Annotated in this window: 2 protein-coding genes; both read right to left on the bottom strand. The window is 76.6% G+C overall.

Translation table 11 applies throughout. The annotated features are described in order from the left end of the window. Nucleotides 1-26: 26 nt before the first annotated feature. Nucleotides 27-10,058 (bottom strand): type I polyketide synthase, encoded by a 10,032-nt coding sequence (locus tag ABT006_RS32815; RefSeq protein WP_350712366.1) that lies wholly within the window; start codon nt 10,056-10,058, stop codon nt 27-29. Between the two features lie 348 nt (nt 10,059-10,406). Then, on the bottom strand, nt 10,407-20,242 hold a 9,836-nt coding region (locus ABT006_RS32810; protein WP_350712365.1), incomplete at its 5' end, for a type I polyketide synthase.

Here is a 20,242-nt window from a genome sequence, read left to right as displayed (position 1 = left end):
GGAATAGAGGTGTGCGACATGCCGGATCAGGCCGAGCCGAGCTCTTCGTCCAGCAGGCTGAAGATCTCCTCGGCGGAGGCCGACTCGAGGCTGGCGCCGTCGGCGGCGGCGGAGTCCGCGTCGGACTCGGTGTAGGTCCACAGGGAGAGCAGTTCGCGCAGCCGGGCGCCGACGGCGGCCCGGTCGGTGTCACCGGAGGCCACCGCGCGCATGGCGTGCTCCAGCTTGTTCAGCTCACCCAGCACCGTCAGCGCGGACGTGCTCCGCTCCGCCAGCAGCGCGCCCCGCAGGTACTCGACCAGCGCGGCCGTGGTCGGCCGGTCGTAGATCAGCGTGGACGGCAGCCGCAGCCCGGTGGCCGCGTTGAGCCGGTTGCGGAACTCGACCGCGGTCAACGAGTCGAAGCCCAGCTCGACGAAGCCGCGTTCGGCGTCGATCGACCGGATCGACGCGTAGCCGAGGACCGCGGCGGCGTGGGTGCGGACCAGGTCGGAGAGGACCTGGTCACGGTCCGCCTCCGCGGTGGCGGCCAGGGTCTCCCGCAGCGCCTCCGCCGGGTCTCGCTCGGCGGCCCGGGCCGCGCCGGTCGACGCCGGCCGGACCAGCGACCGCAGCACCGGCGGCACCGCCGCCGGCCCGTGCCGGCCGATCAGCGCGAGGTCCAGGTTGACCGGTACGACCACCGGCTCGGCGAAGCGCAGCGCCTCGCTGAACAGGTCCATGCCCTCGTCGGCGCCGAGCGGGACGAAGCCGCCCCGGTTCATCCGGGCCTCGTCGACGTGCCCGGTCTGGCCGTCGCCGGTGTCGTTGACCCACGGGCCCCACGCCAGGGAGAGCGCCGGGAGTCCCCGGTCGCGGCGGTGCTGGGCGAGGGCGTCGAGGAAGCAGTTCGCCGCCGCGTGGTTGGCCTGCCCGGGGCCGCCGAAGAGGCCGGCCGCCGAGGAGAAGAGCACGAACGCGGCCAGGTCCAGCTTCTCGGTCAGCTCGTGCAGGTGCCAGGCCGCGTCGACCTTCGGACGGAGCACGGTGTCGAAACGGTCCGGGGTGAGCGCCGGCAGCACGCCGTCGTCGAGCACCCCGGCCGCGTGCACCACGCCGGTCAGCGGCCGGTCGGCGGGAATCTGGTCGACCAGCAGGGCCAGCGCGTCGCGGTCGGTGACGTCGCAGGCGACCACCCGAGCGGTGGCGCCCAGGCCGGCGAGCTCGTCGACCAGCCCGGCGACGCCCGGGGCGTCCGCCCCGCTGCGGCTGACCAGCAGCAGGTGGCGTACGTCGTGCCGGGTCACCAGCCGCCGCGCCACCAGCCGCCCGAGCAGGCCGGTCGCCCCGGTCACCAGGACGGTGCCGGCGGCCAGGTCGGGGCCGGACCCCTCGGCCGGGGGCGGGCCGAGCCGGGTCAGTCGGGGCACCCGGAGCTGGCCTGCGCGTACGGCGAGCTGCGGTTCGCCCGTGGCCAGGGCGGCCGGCAGCAGCGCGGCGGCCGCAGCGTCGTCGTCGACGTCGAGGAGCACGATCCGGTCCGGGTTCTCCGACTGGGCCGAGCGCAGCAGGCCCCAGGCGGTGGCGGCCGGCACGTCGGCGATCCGCTCGTCCGGGTCGACCCGGACCGCGCCGCGGGTGACCACCACCAGCCGGGCGGCGGCGAGGGACTCCTCGGCGAGCCACTGCTGGGCCAGCGCGAGCGTGCGGTGGGCGACGCGGTGCGCCTGGCGGGCCGGGTGCGGCTCGTCGGCGGCCGGCCCGACGCAGGTCACCAGCACCGAGTCGGGCACGGTGCCGCCCGCGCGCACCTCGGCGACCAGCGCGGACAGGTCCGGGTGCCGGTCGGCGCCGGGCCAGTCGTCGCCGAGGACGACCAGCCGGGACGTGCCGTCGGCGCGGCCGGTGGCGGGGGCGACCCAGTCGAGGCGGTGCAGGGACCGGCTGGCCGACCGGCGGGCGGCGCTGAGCTGCTCGCCGGAGATGGGCCGCAGGACCAGACCGTCGACGGAGGCGACCGGCGTCGCGCCGGTGTCGGTGATCGTCAACGACACGGATCCGGCGTCGGTGGCGCGCAGCCGGATCCGCAGCTCGCGAGCGCGGGTGGGCCGGATGGTCACGCCCGACCAGGTGAACGGCAGGCCTGGGCGGATGTCGGGGCCGCCCTCGGGGGCGCGGTCGGCGCCGGCGGTGGCCGCGGCTTCGGTGGCGCTGGCACCGATGGCGTGCAGCGCCGCGTCCATCAGGGCCGGGTGCACGGAGAAGGCCGTGGTGTCGGTGGACGCGTCGGCGTCCAGGGCGACCTCGGCGAGGATGTCCGGGCCCGACCGCCACGCGGCGCGCAGCGCGCGGAAGACCGGGCCGTAGTGGTAGCCCTGGGCGGCGAGCCGGGCGTAGAGCCCGTCGAGGGCGATCGGCTCGGCGTCGGCGGGCGGCCACACGGCCGCCGACGCGGGGTCCGGGTCGGCGGTGCCGCTGAGCTGGCCGGAGGCGTGCCGCTGCCAGGCCCGGGAACCGTCGGGGTCGGTGTCGTCGTCGCGCCGCGAGTGGATGGCGACCGGCCGGTGCCCGGTCTCGTCCGGCGCGCCGACGCGGACCCGCAGGTCGACTCCCCCCTCGGTGGGGATCGCCAACGGCGCCTCCAGGTTCAGCTCGGCGACGGTCGCGGCGCCGGCGTGCCGCCCGGTCCAGGACGCCAACTCCACCAGCGCCGTCCCGGGCAGCAGCACCGTGCCCAGCACGGCGTGGTCGGCCAGCCAGGCGTGGGTGGCGAGGGTGATCCGGCCGGTGAACAGCAGGCCCTCGTCGCCAGGCAGGTCGGCTACCGCGCTGAGCAGCGGGTGGTCGACCACGTCGAGCCCCACGGCGGGCAGCACGGAGCGGTGGGCGCCGGTGCGCTCCAGCCAGTAGCGCTGCCGGTCGAAGGCGTACGTGGGCAGGTCGACCGGCGCGGCCTCGGGCAGCAGCCGACGGTGGTCCACCGGCAGGCCGAGGGTGTGCGCGGCGGCGAGGCCGGTCAGCAGTCGGGTGGCGGCGTCGTCCGGCCCGCCGAGGGTGTCCAGGACGTGGCCGGTGGCGCCGGTCCCGTCGAGGACGGCGGCGACGCGGTCGGTCAGCGCCGGCTCCGGCGAGACCTCCACGAAGGTCACGTGTCCGGCCGCGACGGCGGCGCGGACGGCGGCGTCGAACTGCTCCGGCCGTCCCGCCTCGCCGGCCCAGTGGTCGGCCCCGAGGCCGGCCGGGTCGGCCCAGTCCCCGGTGACGGTGGAGGCCAGCCGGGCGGTGCCGGGCTGCGGGACGATCCCCGCCAACCCGGCGCGGACGCCGTCGGGGTCCAGCTCGCCGGCGGCGGCCCGGGCCCGCAGCGCCACCGTCCGGGCGGCGTCGGGCAGGGACAGCAGGCCCGCCACGCAGGCGGCCACGACCTCGCCGTCGCCGTCCCCGACGACCGCGGCCGGGGTCACCCCGGCGTGCCGCCAGACGGCGGCGAGCGCCACCCCGACGGCGAACAGGACGGGCCGGGCCAGCTCCGGGCGCTCGGCCCAGGACGGGTCCGCGCCGGTCAGCAGGGCGGCCGGGTCGACGTCGAGCCAGGGCGCCAGGGCCTGCCGGCACTCGGCGAGCGTGTCGTCGAAGACCGGGCAGCGGCCGACCAGTCCGGCCGCCGCGCCCGCCGGGGTGGCCCCCGGGAAGACGAACACCGGGCCCGCGCCGTGGTTGGCGACGGTGCCGGTCACCACGTTGCCGGCGGGCGTGCCGGCGGCGAGCGCGTCCAGGCCGGCCAGCAGCTCGCCCGGGGTGGCGCCGACCACGGCGGCGCGCCGGTCGAACGCCGACCGCGTCGCGGCGAGGGAACAGCCGACCGCCGCCGGGGCGAGGCCGGGGTGTTCCCGCAGGTGCCGGGCCAGCCGGGACGCCTGCGTGGCGAGGGCGGAGGCGGAGCGGGCCGACACCGGCCACACCACCACGTCGGCGGCGACCAGCCCGGGCGCCGGGGCGGGGGCCGGCTCGGCGTCGCCGGTCAGGTCGGCGTCGGCGGGCTGCTCGACGACCACGTGGGCGTTGGTGCCGGAGATCCCGAACGAGGAGACCGCCGCCCGGCGGGGCCGGTCGACCGCCGGCCACGGCCGGGACCGGGTCACCAGCTCCACGTCGCCGGACGACCAGTCGATGTGCGGTGACGGCGTGTCCGCGTGCAGCGACGCCGGGACGATGCCCTCCCGCATCGCCAGGACCATCTTGATGATGCCGGCGACGCCGGCGGCGGCCTGGGCGTGGCCCATGTTCGACTTCACCGACCCGAGCAGCAGCGGGCCCGCGTCGCCCCGGTCCTGCCCGTACGTCGCCAGCAGGGCCTGCGCCTCGATCGGGTCGCCGAGGGTGGTGCCGGTGCCGTGCGCCTCGACGACGTCCACGTCGGTGACCGCCAGCCGGGCGCTGGCGAGCGCCTGCCGGATCACCCGCTGCTGGGACGGGCCGTTTGGCGCGGTGAGGCCGTTCGACGCGCCGTCGGAGTTCACCGCGGAGCCGCGCACCACGGCGAGGATCCGGCGGCCCTGCCGCCGGGCGTCCGAGAGCCGCTGCACGAGCAGCATGCCGACGCCCTCGGACCAGCCGGTGCCGTCCGCCGACGCGCCGAAGGACTTGCACCGCCCGTCGGAGGCGAGGCCGCCCTGGCGGGAGAACTCCTGGAACGCCGTCGGGGTGGCCATCACCGCCACGCCGCCGGCCAGCGCCAGGTCGCACTCGCCCCGCCGCAGCGCCGCCCCGGCGAGGTGCAGCGCCACCAGCGAGGAGGAGCAGGCGGTGTCGACCGTGACGGCCGGCCCCTCCAGCCCCAGCGTGTACGCCACCCGCCCGGAGATCACGCTGTGCGCGGCGCCGGTCATCAGGTAGCCCTCGACCCCCTCGGGGACCTCGGTCAGCCCGGTGCCGTAGCCGGAGCTGGAAGCGCCCACGAAGACGCCGGTACGGGTGCCGCGCAGCGACGCGGGGTCCACCCCGGCGCGTTCCAGCGCCTCCCAGGACGCCTCCAGGGTGAGCCGCTGCTGCGGGTCCATCGCCACCGCCTCGCGGGGCGAGATCTCGAAGAAGGCGGGGTCGAAGTCCGCCACGTCGTAGAGGAAGCCGCCCGCCGGGGCGGGCTTCCCCTCCGCCGGCTCCGGGATCTCCCAGCCCCGGTCGGTGGGGAAGGGTGAGATCGCGTCCACGCCGTCGGCGACCAGCCGCCAGAACGCCTCCGGCCCGTCGACGCCGCCGGGGTAGCGGCAGGCCATGCCGACGATCGCGACGGGCTCGTCCGCGTCCACGACGACGGTCTCGGGGGTGTCGACCGGGTCGGCGCCGGACACCAGCTCACGCAGGTGCGCGGCCAGTTCGGCGGGCGTGGGGTAGTCGAAGACCAGCGTGGTGGGCAGCCGCAGGCCGGTGGCTGTGTTCAGCCGACCCCGGAAGTCCACGGCGGTCAGCGAGTCGAAGCCGAGGTCCTTGAACGGGCGCCCGCGCAGCTCGTCGGGGGTGGCGTGACCGAGCACCGCCGCGGTCTGCTCGTTGACCAGCCGCAGCAGCTCCCGCTCCTGCTCCGCCGCCGGCAGCGCAGCGAGGTGGCGCAGCGGCGCGGCGACCCCGCCCGCGACGGGCGCGGCGGCCTCCTCCTGGGCGACGAGCGCCCGCACCTGCGGCAGGTCGCCGAGCAGCGGGCTGGGCCGGGCCACGGTGAACGCGGGGTGGAACCGGGTCCAGTCGACGTCGGCGACGGTCACGCAGGGCGTCGGGCGGCGCAGCGCCCGGTCCAGCGCGACGAGCGCCTTCTCCGGGTCGATCGGCGGCAGGCCCATCCGGTTGAGCTGCTCGGTGGCCACGTTCTCGGCGGCCATGCCGTGCGCGCCTCCCCAGGCGGTCCAGGAGACGGCGGTGGCCGGCAGGCCCCGGTCGCGCCGGTTGACAGCCAGGGCGTCCAGCAGGGAGTTGCCGGCGCCGTAGGCGCACTGGCCGGCGCTGCCCCACACGCCGGAGATGGAGGAGAACATGACGAACGCGCCCAGCTCGCGGTCGGCGAGGCAGGCGTCGAGGTGCAGGGCGCCGAGCACCTTCCCCGCGACGACGTGGGAGAACTCGTCGAGGGTGGTGTCGGTCAGCGGGGTGAGCTGGTCGGTGCCGGCGGCGTGCACGACCGCGGTCAGGCCGGGCAGCGCGTCCACGAGGTCCACCACGGATTGCCGGTCGGTGACGTCGCAGGTGGCGACGGTGACCCGCCCGTCGGCGCCGTACCGGTCGAGCAGCTCCGCCACGGCCGGGGCGGCGGTGCCCCGGCGGCTGGCCAGGACCACCTGCCCGACGCCGCGGTCGAGCAGCCAGCGGGTGACGTGGCCACCGAGGGCGCCGGTGCCGCCGGTGACCAGGACGGTGCCGGCCCACCAGTCGCCGGCGGGAGGCTCGTCCGCCGCCGGCGGGGCCGGGGTGAGCCGCCGGGCCCAGATCCCGCCGGGCCGGACGGCCACCTGGTCCTCGCCGCCCGCGCCGGCCAGCACGGCGGCGAGTCGCCGGGCGGTGGTGTCGTCGAGGGTGGCCGGCAGGTCGACCAGGCCGCCCCAGCGGTGCGGCTGCTCGACCGCCGCCGCCCGGCCCAGGCCCCAGACCTCGGTCTGCAGCGGGTGCGCGACCCGGTCGCCCGGGGCCGCCGCCACCGCGCCGCTGGTGACGCACCACAGCGGGGCCACCAGGTCCAAATCGGTCATCGCCTGGACCAGGGCGAGGGCGCCGGCCGCGGCGAGGGTCACGCCGGGGTGCTCGGGCAGCAGCCGGTCCTGGCCGGCGACCACGGCGAGCACGCCGTCGACCGGCCGGCCGTCGACCAGGTCCCGCAGCCGGGCGGCGAGCGCCGCGCGGTCGAGGTCCGCCGCGCCGACGCGCAGCACCAGCGGCTCGGCGTCGGGGAAGAGACCGGCCAGGCGGTCGGCCCACGCCGGGGCGTCGTCGGCCGGCAGCACGACCAGCCAGCGGCCCGCCGGACCGTTCCGGTCCTCGACCGGAACCGGCTGCCAGGTCACCTGGTACGACCAGCCGTCCACCGTGGAGCGTTCCCGCCGGGACCGGCGCCAGGAGGTGAGCACCGGCAGCGCCGGCAGCAGCGCCCGCACCTGCTCGTCGTCGTCGCCCAGCTCGCTGCGGAGGGTGTCGACGTCCGCCTGCTCCAGCGCGGTCCAGAACTCGTCGTCGCCGCCGTCGGGCGCGGCGGCGTCGGGGGCGGCGGGCGGCGGCTCGGGCCAGAACCGCTGCCGGCGGAAGGCGTACCCGGGCAGCGGCACCCGCGCGGTGTCCGCTCCGGCGAACAGCTCGGCCCAGCCCACCCCGACCCCGCCGACGTGCAGCTCGGCGAGGGCGGTGAGCACGGACGCGGGCTCGGGGCGGTCCCGGCGCAGCAGCGCCACCGCGGCCGTGTCGTCGTCCGCGCCGGCCGCGGCCAGGACGTCGCGGGCCAGCGCGGTGAGCACCCCGCTGGGGCCGACCTCCAGGAAGGTACGCACGCCCAGGGCGCGCAGCTGGTCGACGCCGTCGGCGAACCGAACCGCCTCCCGCACGTGCTGGACCCAGTAGTCGGCGGTGCGGATCTCGTCGGGGTCGGCGACCGCGCCGGTCAGGTTCGACACGATCGGCAGCGCCGGCGGGTGCAGCTCCAGCCGGCGCACCACGGCGGCGAACTCGGCGAGCATGGGTTCCATCAGCGGGCTGTGGAAGGCGTGGCTCACGCGCAGCGGCCGGGTGCGTACGCCCTGGTCCGCCCAGCGGCGTTCGAGTTCCTCGACGGCGTCGGCGGCGCCGGAGACCACGACGGCGGTGGGCCCGTTGACGGCGGCCACGGCGACCCGGTCCTCGATGCCGGCCAGGGCGGCCCGGACCGCGTCGGCGGGGAGCTGGACGGCGAGCATCGCGCCGCCGGCCGGCAGGGCCTGCATCAGCCGGCCCCGGGCCGCGACGAGCGTGGCGGCGTCGGGCAGCGACAGCACGCCGGCCGCGTGCGCGGCGGACAGTTCACCGATCGAGTGGCCGAGCAGGACGTCCGGGACGATTCCCCAGCTCCGCAGGAGCCGGAACAGCGCGACCTCGACGGCGAACAGGCCGGCCTGGGTGTAGAGGGTCTGGTTGAGCAGCGCGGCGGCCTCGTCGCCCTCGGGTGCGAAGAGCACCGGGGCGAGCGGGCGGGGCAGGTGCCGGTCCAGTTCGGCGCAGACCTCCGCCAGCGCGTCGGCGAAGACGGGGAACGCGGCAGCCAGGTCACGGCCCATGCCGCTGCGCTGCGCGCCCTGGCCGGAGAAGAGGAACGCGAGTTTGCCGCCCCGCGACCCCGCGCCGGTGACCAGGCCCGGGGCGTCGCCGCCGGCCGCGAGCGCGCGCAGGCCGTCGCGCAGGCCGGCGCGGTCCGCGGCGAGCAGCACGGCGCGGTGTTCCAGGCTGGCCCGGGTGCGCACCGACGACCAGCCGACGTCGGTCAGCCGCAGCTCGGGACGGCCGTCGAGCCAGTCGGCCCAGCGGGTCGCCTGGGCGGCCAGGGAGTCGGCGTCGCGGGCGGAGACCAGCACCGGCACGAGGCCGGCCGCGGTGACCGGGGCGATGCCGGTGGCGGCGGCCGGCACGGTGGCGGCGTCGGTCGCGGCGTCGGGGCCGTCCGGGGTCTCCGACGGGGCCGCCTCGGCGGCGGGCGCCTCCTCGATGATCACGTGGGCGTTGGTGCCGCTCATGCCGAACGAGGAGATGCCCGCCCGGCGGGGCTGCTCCCCGGCGGGCCACGGCTGCGGCTCGGTCACCAGCGACACCGCGCCGGCCGTCCAGTCCACGTTGGGGGTGGGCTCGTCGACGTGCAACGTCGCCGGCACGGTCTCGTGCCGCAGCGCCATCACCATCTTGATCACCCCGGCCACGCCGGCGGCGGCCTGGGTGTGCCCGATGTTCGACTTGACCGAGCCGAGCCACAGCGGCCGGTCGGCGGGCCGACCCTGCCCGTACGTCGACAGCAGCGCCTGGGCCTCGATCGGGTCGCCGAGGGTGGTGCCGGTGCCGTGCGCCTCCACGACGTCGACCTGCTCGGGCGCGAGCCGGGCGCTGGCCAGCGCCTGGAGCACGACCCGCTGCTGGGACGGGCCGTTGGGGGCGGTCAGCCCGTTGCTCGCGCCGTCCTGGTTGACCGCGCTGCCGCGCACCACGGCGAGGACGGGGTGGCCGTTGCGCCGTGCGTCGGAGAGCCGCTCGACGAGCAGCAGGCCGACGCCCTCGCCCCAGGCGGTGCCGTCGGCGGCGGCGGCGAACGACTTGACCCGGCCGTCCAGGGCCAGGCCGCGCTGGCGGCTGAAGCCGATGAAGGCGGACGGGGTGGACATGACGGTGGCCCCGCCGGCGAGCGCCAGGGTGCACTCCCCCTGCCGCAGCGCCTGACAGGCCAGGTGCAGCGCGACCAGCGACGACGAGCAGGCCGTGTCCACGGTGACGGCGGGGCCCTCGATGCCGAGCGCGTACGAGATCCGGCCGGACACGACGCTCGCCGCGGTGCCGGTGAGGATGTAGCCCTCGGTGCCGGGCGGCGGCTGCTGGAGCAGCCCCACGTAGTCCTGGCCGGTGGTGCTGGCGAACACGCCCACCTGGTGGCCGCGCAGCGCCGAGGGGTCGATCCCGGCGTGCTCGAACGCCTCCCAGGACGCCTCCAGCAGCAGCCGCTGCTGGGGGTCCATGGCGATCGCCTCGCGCGGCGAGATGCCGAAGAACGCGGCGTCGAAGTCGGTGGCCGAGTCGACGAAGCCGCCCTCGGCGACGTACGACGTGCCGGGGTGGTCGGGGTCCGGGTGGAACAGCCGCGCCAGGTCCCAGCCGCGGTCGGCGGGGAACGCGGAGACGGCGTCCCGTCCGGAGTCGACCAGCTCCCACAGTTCCTCGGGGGAGCCCACCCCGCCGGGGAACCGGCAGGCCATGCCGACGATGGCGATCGGCTCGCGGCTGGCCGCCTCAAGCTCGCCGAGCTTCCTCCTGGTCTGGTGAAGGTCCGCCGTCACCCATTTCAGGTACTCCCGGAGCGTATCTTCAGTCGCCATTAGCGCCACCTCTTCGGGCCGGAAAGAAACAGGCGACCCAATACCGTCCACAGACGCCACAAGCCGCGAAGATCTAAGCCCATTCAGCCGACCACGAATTGCCAGACAAAAGCGTTTCAGCCCACACCAGGTCTTACTCGCCGGAGGAAAGGTAATTGTCGCCGGACGGCGGTCACAACCCCTAGCGTGCCCCTACGGGTGCCCCTAGGCGGCACGGGTGCAGGCTGGGCCGACCCGCCCTGCTGAGCGGCCCGGCGCACCGCCCTCACGGGGTGCGGCCGGGCGGGTGCGGGACCCCGCCCGGCCGAGGGCGTCACGACCGTCGACAACGGTCGGGAAGCCCCATTTCTACAGGCCCGGCAAATTGCCGCCGGGCCCGCCCAGCTCGCGGTGGATGAAATCGAAGATCTCGGCGTCCGTCGCGTCGTCGAGAGCGTGGGTGACCGATTTCTCCTCGACGGGACCGCGGTCGTCGCCCCACCGGGCGACGAACGCCTGCAACTGCACCAGCAGCTTCTGCCGGGTCAGCCGGTCCGGCGCGCTGGCCGCGAAGACGCCGTCGAGCCGTTCCAGCTCGGCGAGCAGCGGGGCGGCCGCGGCGGCCCCGTCCTCGACGAGCCGGTCGCGCAGGTGCCGGGCGAGCGCGGCCGGCGTCGGGTAGTCGAAGACCACGCTCGCGGGCAGTTGCACGCCGGTGGCGGCGCGGAGCCGGTTGCGCAGCTCCACGGCCGTCATCGAGTCGAAGCCGACCTCGCGGAACGCGCGGTCGGGCTCCAGTCCCCCGCCCCCGGTGTGGCCGAGCACGGTGGCCGCCAGGCCGCCCACGAGTTCGACGAGGACGCCCTCCCGTTCGCCGGGGCTCAGCGGGCGCAGCCGCTCCCGCAGCGCGGTCGCCGCCTCGTCGTCCGCCGGCTGGCGGTCGTCGTCGGCGGGTAGCGCCGCGCGCGCCTCCGGGATGCCGGTCAGCAGCGGGCACGGCCGCATCGACGCGAACGTCGGCACGAACCGGTCCCAGCTCACGTCGGCGACGACCAGCGCCGCCTCCTCACGCAGCGCCTGCCCGAACGCCTCGACGGCCAGGTCCGGGGGCAGGCCCGGCAGGCCCCGCCGGCGCAGCTGCGCCAGCTCGGCCGACTCGGGATCGTCGCGCCACGGCCCCCACGCCACGGCGGTCGCCACCAGACCGCCGTGCCGCCGGTTCGCGGCGAGCGCGTGCAGCAGCGCGTCGCCGGCGGACTGGCCGGCCCGCCCGCCCGCGCCCCACACCCCCGTGGTGGAGGTGCACAGCACGAACGCGTCGAGCGGCCGGTGGGCGAGCTCGTCCGCGTACCTCGGCACGTCGCCGACGGTGGCGGTCAGGTCGGCGGCCAGGCCGGCGAGGGTCAGCTCGGCCAGCGGCGCCGAGCCGGTCTCCGCCGGGACGTGCACGAGCGCGGTGACCGGCCGGCTCTCGGCGGCGAGCTGCTCCATCAGGTCGCCGAGCTTGCCCGTCGCCGGTTCCGCCAGCAGGAGCACCTCCGCGCCCTGCCGGCCCAGCCAGTCCGTGGTGTGCCGGGCGAGGGCGCCGGTCCCGCCGGTGAGCAGGACGGTGCCGTGCGGGCGGTACCCGCCGCCCGCCGCCGGCCGTCCGGTGTCCCGGACCAGACGCCGGGCGTGCACACCGGCTTCCCGGACGGCGAGCTGGTCCTCCCCGTCGCCGTTGGTCAGGGCGCCGACCAGCACCGCGTACGCCGCCTCGCCCGCGCCCGCCGGCAGGTCGACGACGCCGCCGACGTGCCGGGGGTGCTCCAGCGCGGCGACGAGCCCGAGGCCCCACGTGGTGGCCTGCGTCGGGTGGACGACCGGTTCGTCGTCGACGGCGACGGCGCCGGTGGTGGCCAGCCACAGCGGCACGGCCGGGCCGGAGCGGCCGGTGTGCGCCTGCACGAGCAGCAGGTTCGCCGCCAGGCCGGTGGGCAACGCGGTCTGCTCCGGGTGCGGCGCCTCGTCCAGCGCCAGCAGGGAGAGCAGCGCCGTCGGCTGGTGCAGGGCGGTGAGCCGGTCGAGGTCGGCCGCCAGGCCGTCCCGGGTGACCGTGGCCGGGTCGACGGTCAACAGGTGCGCCGTCGCGGCGCCGGCCGTGAGCGCGGCCAGCACCCGGTCGGTGACCTGGTGCGGCGGGGCCACCACCAGCCAGGTGCCCGGGTCGCGGCCGGTCAGCGCCCGGCGCTCCCAGGTGACCCGGTACCGCCAGCCGGCCAGGGTGCCGTCGAGGTGCTGGCGGCGCCGCCACGACTCCAGTTCCGGCAGCAGGTCGCGCAGCGGCTGGTCCGGGTCGATGCCGAGCCGGTCCAGGTCGCCGTCGGTAACCGCCTGCCAGAACGCGTCGTCCACGGGGTCGGCGGCCGGGGTCGGGGCCGCGTCGAGCGTCGGCCAGTAGCGCTGCGGCCGGAACGCGTACGTGGGCAGCTCGGGCAGCCGGCGGGGATCCGGGCGGGGGCCGGCCAGCACGCCGAGCACCGCCGCCCAGTCGACGTCCCGCCCGGTGCCGTGCAGGACGGCGAGCGCGGACAGCAGGGCGGCCGGCTCGTCGGTGCCGGCGCGCAGCGCCGCCACGGCCGTCCCGTCGTCCTCGGTGGGCAGCAGGCCGGCGGTCATCGCGGTCAGCACCGCCTGCGGGCCGAGCTCCAGGAACGTGTCCACCCCCGCGTCGCGCAGCGCGGCGATGCCGTCGGCGTACCGGACGGCCTCGCGGACGTGCCGCACCCAGTAGTCGGGTGTACGGATCTCGTCGGGGTCGGCGACCCTTCCGGTCAGGTTCGACACGATCGGCAGCAGCGGTGCGGCGAACGTCAGCCCGGCGAGGACGGCCCGGAACCCGGCCAGCATCGGCTCCATCAGCGGGCTGTGGAACGCGTGGCTGACCCGCAGCCGGCGGGTGCGCACCCCCCGTTCCCGCCAGAGCCGCTCCAGCCCGTCGAGGGCGTCGACCGCACCGGCGACCACCACGGAGGTGGGGCCGTTGACGGCCGCGACGCCGACCCGGTCGGTCAGCCCGGCCAGCGACCCGACCACCGCCGCCTCGTCGGCGGCGACGGCGAGCATCCCGCCGCCGGCGGGCAGGGCCTGCATCAGCCGGCCCCGGGCGGCCACCAGCGTGGCGGCGTCCGCGAGGGACAGCACCCCGGCGACGTGCGCGGCGGTGATCTCGCCGATCGAGTGCCCGGCGACGTGCCCGGGCACCACCCCGAACGACTCGACCAGCCGGAACAGGGCCACCTCCAGCGCGAACAGCCCGGCCTGGGTGAACACCGTCTCGTCGAGCAGCGCGGCCTCGGCGCTGCCCTCGGCCGCGAACAGCACCGGCTTCAGCGGCTGCGGCAGCTGGTGGTCCAGCACCCCGCAGACCTCGTCGAGGGCCGCCGCGAACACGGGGAACGTGTAGTACAGCTGCCGGCCGGCGCCGGGGCGCTGGGCGCCCTGGCCGGAGAAGAGGACGGCGAGGCCGCCCGAACGCCGCCGGGTGGTGACCAGCGCCGCGTGGTCCTCCCCGCCGGCCAGCGCCCGCAGCGCGGCCAGCCGGGTCGCCCGGTCGGCGGCGACCACGGTCGCCCGGCGCCCGAGGTGGGCCCGGCCGTCGACGAGCGCCCAGCCGACCAGGTCGGCGGGGTCATCGCCCGTCGCGACCCGGTCGGCCAGCCGGCCGGCCTGGTCGCGCAGCCCGGCGAGGTCGGCGGCGGAGACCGGCCACGGCAGCGTCGCCTCGGGCCGCACCCCGTCGGGGGCGACCGGCTCCGGCCGCTCCGGGGCCTGTTCCAGGATCACGTGGGCATTGGTGCCGCTGATCCCGAACGAGGAGACGCCGGCCCGGCGGGGCCGGTCCGCGGCGGTCCACGGCTGCGCCTCGGTGAGCAGCGCCAGCGCGCCCGACGTCCAGTCGACGTGCGGGGTCGGCGCGTCGACGTGCAGGGTCGCCGGCAGCACCTCGTGCTGCAGGGCCAGCACCATCTTCATCAGGCTGGCGGCGCCCGCCGCGGCCTGGGTGTGGCCGATGTTCGACTTCACCGACCCGAGCCACAGCGGCCGGTCGGCGGGTCGACCCCGCCCGTACGTCGCGAGCAGCGCCTGCGCCTCGATCGGGTCGCCGAGCGTGGTGCCGGTGCCGTGCGCCTCGACCGCGTCCACGTCGTCGGGGGTCAGCCCCGCGTTGTCCAGCGCCTGCCGGATCACCCGCTGCTGCGCCGGCCCGTTCGGTGCGGTGAGGCCGTTGCTCGCGCCGTCCTGGTTGACCGCGCTGCCCCGCACGACGGCGAGGATCCGGTTGCCGTCCCGCTGGGCGTCGGAGAGCCGCTGGAGCAGCAGGACGCCGACGCCCTCGCCCCAGCCGGTGCCGTCGGCGGCCGCGGCGAACGCCTTGACCCGCCCGTCGGCGGCGAGGCCGCGCTGCCGGGAGAACTCCAGGAACGCGCCCGGGGTGGACATGACGGTCACGCCGCCGGCCAGGGCGAGGTCGCACTCGCCGCTGCGCAGCGCCTGCGCGGCCAGGTGCAGCGCCACCAGCGACGACGAGCAGGCCGTGTCGACGGTGACCGCGGGGCCGTGCAGCCCGAACGAGTACGCCAGGCGGCCCGAGACCACCGACGCCCCGTTGCCGGTGGCCTGGTAGCCCTCCACCTGGGAGCGGGCGCCCAGCAGCAGCGTGGCGTAGTCCTGCCCGTTGGTGCCCATGAAGACGCCGGTGGCGGAGCCACGGACCCGCTGCGGGTCGATGCCGGCGCGTTCGAACACCTCCCAGGTGGCGTGCAGCAGCAGCCGCTGCTGCGGGTCCATCGCCAGGGCCTCGCGCGGGTTGATCCCGAAGAACGCGGCGTCGAAGCCGGCCACGTCGTGCAGGAAGCCGCCGCTGCGGGTGTAGCTGGTGCCGACCCGCTCCGGGTCGCTGTCGAACAGGGCGTCGAGGTCCCAACCCCGGTCGGTGGGCATCGGCGTGACCGCGTCCACCCCGTCGGCCAGCAGCCGCCACAGCTCCTGCGGCGACGACACCCCGCCGGGGAACCGGCAGGCCATCGAGACGATCGCGATCGGCTCGTCCACCGGCGGCCGGACCACGGTCGCGCCGCCGACGGCCGGGCCGCCGTCCGCGCCGACCACGATTTCGGTACGCAGGAAGCGGGCCAGTTCCGCCGCCGACGGGTGGTCGAAGACCACGGTCGACGGCAGGGTCAGGCCGGTGACCCGACCCAGCCGGTCCCGCAGCTGCACGGCGGCGAGGGAGTCGAAGCCCAGCTCGCGGAACGCCCGCCCGGCCGGCACCTGGTCGGTGGTGGCGTGACCGAGAACGGCCGCCGCCTCCGCGCGGACGAGGTCGACCAGCAGCGCCTCCTGGCCGGTCGCCGGCAGCGCCGCGAGCCGGGCCCGCAGCCCGTCGGTGGCGGCGGCGCTCTCCGGCCGCTCCGGCTCCTCGGCGACGGCGGGGGCGACCCGGTCGAAGAGGTGGCTCGGCCGCGCCACGGTGAACGCCGTGACGAACCGGGACCAGTCGACGTCGACGATCACCGGTGCCGCCTCCGGGGCGTTCACCCAGCGGCCCAGCGCCGCGACGGCGGCGTCGGGCGCGAGCGGGGTGAACCCGCGGCGGCGCAGGCCGTCCGCGGTCTCCCCGGCGGCCATGCCGTCCTCCGCCCACGGGCCGTAGGCCAGGGCGGTGGCGGGCAGGCCCGCCGCCCGGCGGGCGGCGACGAGGGCGTCGAGCAGGGCGTTGCCGGCCGCGTAGCCGGCCTGGCCGCCGCCGCCCCAGACGCCGGCCACCGAGGAGAGGACCACGAACGCGTCGAGGTCCCGGTCCCGGCAGGCGGCGTCGAGGTGCACGGCGCCGAGCACCTTGCCGGCGAGGGTGTCCGACAGCTCGCCGTCGGTCACCTCGTACGCCGGCACGGTGCCGCCGGACGCGCCGGCGGTGTGCACGACGGCGGTCAGCTCGGGCAGCCCGGCCACGAGGGCGTCGACCGCCGCCCGGTCGGTCACGTCGCAGGCCACCACCCGCACCGCACCCAACTCGGCCACCAACTCCACCGCGCCCGGCGCACCCGGGCCACGCCGGGAAGCCAACACCACCTCGCCGGCACCGTTGGCCAGCAGCCACCGCGCCACGTGCCGGCCCAGCGCACCCGTACCACCGGTGACCAGCACCGTGCCGGCGGGCCGCCAGCCCGAACCGGCGGGCGGCGCGGCCGGCACCAGCCGCCGGCCGAAGAGGCCGTTGCGGCGGACGGCCACCTGGTCCAGGGTGCCGTCGGCCAGGACCGCGACGAGCCCGGCGCGGGTGCTCCGGTCGGCGCGGGCCGGCAGGTCGAGCAGGCCGCCCCAGCGGTCCGGCTGTTCCAGGGCGACGACCCGGCCCAGTCCCCAGGCCAGCGCGGCCCAGACGTCGCCGGCCCGCTCCCCCGCCGTGACCGGCATCGCGGTGCGGCTGAGCGCCCACACCCGTCCCGGCAGGCCGGTGTCGGTGAGCGCCCGGGTGAGGGTGAGCAGCGCCGCCGTGCCGGCGGGAACCGCCGGGGTGTGGGCCAGGGGCTGGTCCTGCCGGGGCAGGACGCAGAGCACCCCGGCCCAGCCGTCCGCGCTGATCCCGCGCAGCCGCTCGCCCAGGTCTGCCCGGGCGAGGGTGGGCGGCATGGTCAGCGTGTCGACCTGCGCGCCCGCCTCGGTGAGCGTCTTCGCGACGCCCGCGTCGGCGCCGCTGTCGACGGTGACGACCAGCCACCGCCCGGACAGCCCGGCCGCCGGGGCCGGCCGCACCGGTTCCCACACGACCCGGTACGACCATCCGTCCAGCGTGGTGTCCCGGGACCGGGCCCGCCGCAAGCGCGAGAGGACCGGCAGGGCCGGGCTGAGGGCACCCAGGGCCTCGGTGTCGTCGCCGAGTTCGGCGGCGAGCGCGGCCAGGTCGCCGCGCTCGACGGCGGCCCAGAAGTCGGCGTCGCCGCTGTCCGGGGCGACCTGCTCCGCCGGCGCGCCCTCGGGCCAGTAGCGCTGGTGCTGGAAGGCGTACGTGGGCAGGTCGACCCGCCGCGCGCCGCTGTCGGTGAACCACTGCTGCCAGGTCACCGGCACACCGTGGACGTGCAACTCGGCCAGGGCGTGCAGCAGCGCGTGCGTCTCCGGCCGGTCCCTGCGCTGGGCGGCGACGGCCAGCACGTCGTCGTCGGGCAGGATGTCCGCCGCCATCGCCGTCAGCACGCTCTGCGGGCCGACCTCCAGGAACGTGTCCACACCAGCGGCCCGCAACGCGGCGACCCCGTCGGCGTACCGGACCGCCTCACGGACGTGCCGCACCCAGTAGTCGACCGTGCGGATCTCGTCGGCGTCAGCGAGCGCGCCGGTCACGTTCGACACGACCGGCAGCAACGGCGCCGCGAACGTCAACCCGTCCAGGACCGTACGGAACTCGGCCAGCATCGGCTCCATCAACGGGCTGTGGAACCCGTGACTCACGGTGAGTCGACGGGTGCGGACACCCCGCTCCCGCCACACGCGCTCGATGTCGTCCAGAGCCTCGACCGCCCCGGACACCACCACCGACGTCGGACCGTTGACCGCCGCGATCCCGACCCGATCGGTCAGCCCGGCAATCGACTCCACCACCGCCGCCTCGTCAGCGGCCACGGCGAGCATCCCGCCGCCGGCCGGCAGGGCCTGCATCAACCGACCCCGCGCCGCCACCAACGCGGCGGCATCGCCCAGGGACAACACACCGGCCACGTACGCGGCCGTGATCTCACCGATCGAATGACCAGCCAGCATGTCCGGCACCACACCGAACGACTCCACCAAACGGAACAGGGCCACCTCAACCGCGAACAACCCGGCCTGCGTGAACACCGTCTGATCCAACAACGCCGCCTCGGCCGTGCCCGCCTCGGCGAACAACACCTCCCGCAACGGACGCGGCAGCAACGGATCCAGCCGCGCACACACCTCGTCCAACGCGGTCGCGAACACCGGGAACCCGTCGTACAGCTCCCGGCCCATGCCCGCACGCTGCGCGCCCTGACCCGAGAACAGCACCGCGAGCTGACCGCGTACGGCGGCCGAGCCGGTGACGACAGCGCCGGAAGGCTGTCCCGCGTCGAGGGTCCGGAGCGCGGAGAGCAGGCCGTCCCGGTCGGCCACCACGGCAATGGCACGCTGTTCCAGCGCCGGCCGGGTGGTGGCCGAGGACCAGGCCACGTCCAGCGGGCGCGGGGCCTCGTCGGCGGCGAGCCAGCGCGCCCACCGTCCGGCCTGCGCGGCCAGGGCCGCATCCGAGCGGGCGGACAGCAGCACCGGCACCACCGGCGGCGTCTCCCGGACGACGACCTCACCCTCCAGCACCTCGGCCGGCGGCTGCTCGATGATCACATGCGCGTTCGTGCCCGAGATACCGAACGACGACACCGCCGCCCGACGCGGCCGATCCACAGCCGGCCACGGCATGGCCTCGGTGGCCAGCGCCACCGCACCGGCCGTCCAGTCGATGTGCGGCGACGGCTCGTCCACATGCAACGTCGGCGGCACCAGACCGTGCCGCATCGCCATGACCATCTTGATCACACCGGCCACACCGGCCGCCGCCTGCGTGTGTCCGATGTTCGACTTGATCGACCCCAGCCACAACGGCCGTTCCGCAGGCCGATCCTGCCCGTACGTCGCCAGCAACGCCTGCGCCTCGATCGGGTCACCGAGGACCGTGCCCGTGCCGTGCGCCTCCACCGCGTCCACATCCGAGGTGGTCAACCGGGCGTTCGCGAGGGCCTGCCGGATCACCCGCTGCTGCGACGGACCATTCGGCGCCGTCAAACCGTTCGACGCGCCGTCCTGGTTCACGGCGGTACCGCGCACGACGGCGTAGATTCGCCGGCCCTCCCGCTGCGCGTCCGACAGCCGCTGCACGAGCAGCACGCCGACGCCCTCAGACCAGCCCGTGCCGTCGGCCGACGCCGCGAACGACTTGCACCGGCCGTCCTGCGACAGACCCCGCTGCCGGGAGAACTCGATGAACGTGCCCGGCGTCGCCATCACGGTCACGCCACCGGCCAGCGCCAGGTCGCACTCGCCGCTGCGCAGCGCCTGCGCGGCGAGGTGCAACGCGACGAGGCTGGAGGAGCAGGCGGTGTCGACGGTGACCGCCGGGCCTTCCAGGCCGAACGTGTACGCCACCCGCCCGGACAGCACGCTGCCGGAGGTGCCGGTGCCGACGTAGCCCTCCACCTCGCCCGGCTGCTCCATCAGGCGGGAGGCGTAGTCGTGGTACATGACGCCGGCGAACACGCCCGTCCGGCTGCCCCGCAGCCGCGCCGGGTCCAGACCCGCCGACTCGAACGTCTCCCACGACGCCTCCAGCAGCAACCGCTGCTGCGGATCCATCGCCAAGGCCTCACGCGGCGAAATCCCAAAGAACCCGGGGTCGAACTCCGCCGCCCCGTACAGGAAACCACCGTGCCGCGTGTACGACGTCCCGCTGCGATCCGGGTCGGGGTCGAACAGCGACTCGAGGTCCCAGCCCCGGTCGGCGGGGAACTCCGAGATCCCGTCGCCGCCGGTCGCCAGCAACTCCCACAACTGGTCGGGAGACTCCACCCCACCCGGGTAGCGGCAGGCCATGCCCACGATCGCGATCGGCTCGTCGGTGCCGACGATCGTGCCGGCGACCGGGTCGGCGGTCGACTGACGCACCCCGGCCAACTCCGACCAGAGGTGGTCGGCGAGCACTGCCGGGGTCGGGTAGTCGAACACCAGCGTCGAGGCCAACCGCAGCCCGGTGGCCGCGTTCAACCGGTTACGCAGGTCCACCGCGGTCAGCGAGTCGAAGCCCAACTCCCGGAACGCCCGGTCCGCCGGCACCGCCTCCGCCCCGCCGTGCCCCAGCACCTGCGCGACCAGGCCCCGCACCAACACGTCGACCTGGGCCCGGCCCTCGTCCTCGGTCAGTCCGGCGAGCCGGTCGGCCCACCCGCCACCGCCCTGCCCCGCCTGGCGGCGGGTGCTGGTCACGCCGATGAGGGTGCGCAGCACGGCCGGTACGGGACCGCCGGCGGTCGCCGCCCGCAGCGCCGGTACGTCGATCACGGCCGGCACCAGGGCCGCCCGATCCGCCACCAGGGCCGCGTCGAACAGCTCCAACCCGGTCTCGGCGCTCATCGGCGTCAGACCCGCCCGCGCCGACC

This window comes from Micromonospora sp. NPDC002717, assembly GCF_040295705.1.
In the GTDB taxonomy this organism is placed as follows: domain Bacteria; phylum Actinomycetota; class Actinomycetes; order Mycobacteriales; family Micromonosporaceae; genus Micromonospora.
Note: the sequence above shows the minus strand (reverse complement) of the source record. Positions and strands in the feature narration are given on the sequence as shown.